This window comes from Okeania sp. (assembly GCF_983059655.1).
This window is the reverse complement of record NZ_CEZPJD010000080.1, coordinates 12,036-16,998: the sequence shown is the minus strand read 5'-3', so window position 1 is coordinate 16,998 and position 4,963 is coordinate 12,036. Positions and strand designations below refer to the sequence as shown.

Here is a 4,963-nt window from a genome sequence, read left to right as displayed (position 1 = left end):
TTATTTTCAACATCTTCTATGGAAGTATCTGAAACTACTCCTAATATAAATCCACTGTCTGACAGTCTAATTACCGTGTCATCATCGAATAATTCATAAACTAACCCTTCAGAAGGAATGAAATTAGCAACTACGACAATTCGATCGTTATCTGTGACACTAAAATCAGTAATCAAGTCAGCTTGGTCGATTTCTTCTATGCCATCAATAATATCAGCTCGCAGAATAAAACTATCTGCACCCAAACCACCAGTCAGAGTATCAACATCATAATCCCCAACAAGAATATCATCACCTTTGCCACCTATTAACTCATCATTACCTTTTCCACCTCTAATAAAGTCTTGACCGTCACGACCGCTAACTGTATCATTACCTTCGTTACCACTAAGGATATCTGTACCATTACCACCAGATATTTCGTCGTCACCTGCCAAACCCATAATTGCGAAAGATGAAGCAGTATCAACGTCGCTTATTTCAAAGACATCAATCACATCATCACTTTCTATTCCGATGATGGTTGTGAAAGAAGAATCAACAACTTCTATATCCAGCACGCTCTCACTATCATCATTTTCAGCTACCTCAGTTGTTTCTTCTGAGTCTTCATCTTCGTCAACAGCGCTAGCTATTTCATCACCCTCGCCTTCATCATTATCTTCACTATCTGAATTTTCTTCTACTTCTGCTCCCTCTTCTGCTTCTTCTTCTCCTTCAACTTCTTCATCAACAGTTTGCGCAATTTGACTGGCAAGGATAGGCTGCTCTATAGATGCCTCAACAATATCATCCTGGGCAGAATTAGCATCACTATCGTCATTTTCAGTATCTTCATCCATAGAAAGAACGTAAGATACCTTCACTTTATTGTCCACATTAACCCAATCATTGAGTAAATCTGAGTCAGTAGCTATCTCTGAAGCTCTACTAGATACATCTCCGTCAACTACCCTAGCGACAAGAATGCGATCGCCTTCTCTCAGGTCTTGGACAAAATCAAAATTATCAGTAACTTCACCAAATACTGCATAACCGCCATCCAGTTGATTGGCAATATTATCTAAAGAGAAGTAAAATTGAGAAGAAGCTGTATCTAGTGCTTGAGAGCGAGCCATAGCTATTACCCCTGCTTCATGGGATAACTCTACTGGATCGGCAACTACTTCGTTATAGATAATCTCTCCTGTTTCTGCAACTTGAATTTCCAAAGGTATTTCCCGTGGTGCTTCTGTTGCAGGGTTAATAAATTTCCCCGAGCCTAAATCTTCAATTAAAAAATCTGGGTCTCTGCCCTGGGGGTCGCCACCTTGAACTACAAAACCTTCCACAAACCGATGAAATGCCAGAGCATCATAGAAATTTTGCTCTACCAGATCGACAAAGTTAGCGGCTGTTACTGGAGCAGCAGCGGAATTGAGTGTAACAGTAATTTTTTCTCTCTCACCACGCTCCTCTTCATTCTCATTTTCCTCTTCTTCATTTTCATTTTCCTCTTCATCTTCTTCCTGAGAGACCTTCTGTACCACCATTTCTACTGTGACTTCTTGGCCTTCCAGATCGGGTAATTCTAGCTCTTCTAAATATTCTTCGGTACTTTTTGTTTCGTCCATTTGTTAATTGATTCCTTATTTTTCTAAAATTTGCTACTTCATTATATTCTATTTGAAAAGAGAGAGTAGGAAGTAGGGAGTGGGGAATAGGGAGAAATAATTGATAATTTCTACAGGATAATTGATTTGACTTTTTATTATTGGAGATGTCTATTAGTTAAAACTAAAATACTTAACTTTACCGAATAATTAAGGTTTCAAGCTTCTCATGAGCAAGGAGAAACAAGCGGTCGAAGAATGGCAAGGTTTCCTCACTATATCCAATCGACCAAGACAGAAAAATTTTTCCTTTGAGTCAATCCTCTTCTTTTTAAGGAAAGACGATTATTAATTATTAATTATTAATTATTAATTATTAATTGTTTAAATTATCCAATTCTCAAAGCTGCATCTCCAAAAGGCAATGCATCAGGAACAAAAACTGTGGGAAAATCGACAAAGAAACTGGAACTTCTCACTTCTTCTACTGTCGAATTATTCACAGTACCAAGAATAATATTATCTTCCTCTGTTTCACCTTCTAATTGAATAACTGTACTATTTTCTTCTTGAGTAAAAGATAGAGAAGAGATTTGTACCGAAACACCTATTCTATCCCCTTCTAAAAAATTAAAATCTTCAATTGTATCTGCATTATTTTCTTCATTATCAATTAATGCCAAAATAAAAGTATCTGCTCCTGCTTCACCAGCCAAATTATCTGTACCAGCATCACCAATTAAAATATCATTTCCTTCACCACCACTTAATAGATCGCTATCTTTTCCACCGCGTAGAAAATCATCTCCTCTACCACCGAATAAAGTATCATTATCTAAGTTACCATTGAGAATATCACTATCGGGACCACCAGATAATAAATCAAATCCTTTTCCACCCCGAAGATAATCGGAACTATCTCCACCATTTAAACTATCATCTCCTTGATTACCATTAATTACATCATTAATTATTGAACCTGTAATTTCATCATTTCCTTCTAATCCCAATACACCAAATACTTCTTGAGATAATTCTGTAGAAATAGGAAAAATATCGTCTCCTTCAGTTAAAACTTGGAAGAAATCAATAGGTAATGGAATATTGGCACGATTAACAATATTAATAAAATTATTCAGTAGAGTACTATCAGTAATAATTTGTGAAACTCGACTAGGAATTATTCCTTGAGTAACTCTTGCAGTAGTAATACTATCCCCTAATTCTATTTCTTCTATCACATTTAATCCATCTATTACATTACCAAATATGGCAAAACTACCATCTAATACTGATAAATCATTTAAGGGAATATAAAATTGAGAAGATGCAGAATTTAACTCCGTTGTACGAGCCATTCCAATTGCACCTACTACATTTGGCAGTTGTAATGGAGGAGAAACTATTTGATTATAAATAATTTCTTGCCCAAGTCCTAACGGCCGAATTTCTAAAGGAATAAATCGAGTTTCATTTGTGAGTGGATCGACAAAATTACCACTTCCTAAAAGTTCTAAAGGAACATCTGTGTTTCTACTGAAAGGGTCTCCTGCTTGAACTAATGAAAATTGTGGTTGATTTTCGATGCGATGAAATCTGACACCATCATAAAAATTTCGTTCTACTAAATCAACAAAATTACCTCCAGTTATTGGTGCATTTATACCATCAACTTCTATAGTAACTATTTGATTGTCGATAACCATTAATACTGTTACCGGACTGGAGATTTGTGGTAGATCTTCTTCCATTTTTACTGATTTTATGGGTAAAGTTTTTGTACAAGTTGCTTATTATATAGTAATTTTTCTGGCTTTTCTGATAAACGCTATTTTTCCTCAAAATCAGAAATATTAGATTAGAAGAACTTCCTCAAAGAAAATTTGTTCCTAAATTTATCTTTTCTTTTCCGGGTTTGATACCCACCGTCAATGGGAATGCTTAAGAGGATATCTGAAAAGTTTTTTGATACTGAATTTTGCCCCCCTAACCCTCCAGGGCTAATTCATTGTCACGAGAGAAAAAAGAAGTAGGGGAGTGGGGAGTAGGGGAGTGGGGAGTAAAGTCAATTCATCGTCACGCGATCGAAAAATTGTATAGCGCTGCGCGCAGGCAACAGGCAATAGGCAACAGGCAACAGGGGGAATAAAAAGCTTATCATATAAGACTTTTAGCTATTGGACACTTCCTGCAATTTGTAAATATGCCAGCGCACATTGCTATATCTTTTGAAATTTTGAAATTTCGTACATCTTAACTAGAATTAGTTAACTAAAAATATAGGGTTGTAAATATTCTCGCTACGACAATGAATTAGCCCTGCCCTAGCCCCCCAACTTTAGGTGGAACAAGAGTCAATTTGCTTGCTCTAGTTCCCCTTTATTAATTCCCCTCCCGTCCCCCTTGGAAAGAGGGAAGCCAGATGTTGCTTCGCTTTTTGTTGAACGGGGGAAGCCAGATGTTGCTTCGCTTTTTGTTGAAAGGGGGATGCGCGGGGGCGAGCGATGTAGCAAATGGGACTTCTCAGACAACCTCTAAAATTGCTTGGAGTTTTAACAAAGGCACTTATGCTAAGGGCAGAAGGAATAATTGTTGGGGCTTTATACCCTTCTTCTCTTCAGTCACGGGCACTATGCAGGAGCCAGAATTCCCTTCTGCCCTCTGCCTTCTTCAAGTAAACTTATATAAAGTAGAGTTTTCATCATGAATTATGACCACCCGTCGGAATCTAATTAGCATATTTTTAGCTAGCTGTTTAGCTTTGATAACTTGGTTTAACTTTATTCCTAATACTTGGGCACTTGGAGGCAAGTTACCGGAGTTAAACCAGCCAGCACCAGAATTTACTTTACCCACAAATACTGGAGATGGAGAAATCTCTTTATCTGATTATCAAGGTAAGTGGGTTGTGCTTTATTTTTATCCTAAAGATTTTACTTCTGGTTGTACTATTGAAGCGCGTAGGTTCCAGCAAGATTTACCAAAATATATTTCTAGAAATGCTCAAATTTTAGGTGTTAGTGCAGATGATATAGACTCTCATGCAGAATTTTGTGATTCTGAAGGATTGAAATTTCCATTGTTAGCTGATATGCATGGAAGTGTTAGTAAAGCTTATGGTTCATGGATGAATTTTTTCTCAATGCGACATACTTTTATTATCAACCCAGATGGAATATTAGAGGAAATTTTTCTAGGAGTAAGACCTCCTATTCATAGTCAAGAAGTTTTGGCACGTTTGGATGAGTTACAGCAGATTTAATTAAGTTAATTAAGTAGGGAGTTATCCACCACTCCCTAAGCTTAAGATGCATTTTAAATGCGTCTTAGCAAGTCAGAAGTCACAAGTAATAAAGGTTATATTTTTAATT

4 protein-coding genes are annotated in these 4,963 nt (G+C 36.8%); 2 read left to right on the top strand and 2 right to left on the bottom strand.

All coding sequences use genetic code 11. The annotated features are described in order from the left end of the window. Positions 1-1,613, bottom strand: a 1,613-nt coding sequence (locus AC3DU7_RS07345) for a peptidylprolyl isomerase (RefSeq protein WP_488038698.1), incomplete at its 3' end; no start/stop codon positions are given. Between the two features lie 368 nt (positions 1,614-1,981). Then, complete coding sequence (locus AC3DU7_RS07340) at positions 1,982-3,343, bottom strand: peptidylprolyl isomerase (protein ID WP_488038697.1); 1,362 nt, start codon at positions 3,341-3,343, stop codon at positions 1,982-1,984. A gap of 257 nt (positions 3,344-3,600) precedes the next feature. Here AC3DU7_RS07340 and AC3DU7_RS07335 point away from each other — a divergent pair, with 257 nt between their 5' ends. Together AC3DU7_RS07335 and AC3DU7_RS07330 are read left to right on the top strand one after the other, a co-directional pair. Next, positions 3,601-3,741, top strand: a complete 141-nt coding sequence (locus tag AC3DU7_RS07335) for a hypothetical protein (RefSeq protein WP_488038696.1) — start codon at positions 3,601-3,603, stop codon at positions 3,739-3,741. 561 nt (positions 3,742-4,302) lie between these two features. Beyond that, positions 4,303-4,854, top strand: coding sequence for a peroxiredoxin (locus AC3DU7_RS07330; RefSeq protein WP_488038695.1), 552 nt, complete (start codon positions 4,303-4,305; stop codon positions 4,852-4,854). The last annotated feature ends 109 nt before the right edge of the window (positions 4,855-4,963 follow it).

Bases quoted from the DNA above. Each gene is read 5' to 3' on its own strand.
- AC3DU7_RS07340 (WP_488038697.1), bottom strand. From the start codon at position 3,343: ATGGAAGAAGATCTACCACAAATCTCCAGTCCGGTAACAGTATTAATG.
- AC3DU7_RS07330 (WP_488038695.1), top strand. From the start codon at position 4,303: ATGACCACCCGTCGGAATCTAATTAGCATATTTTTAGCTAGCTGTTTA.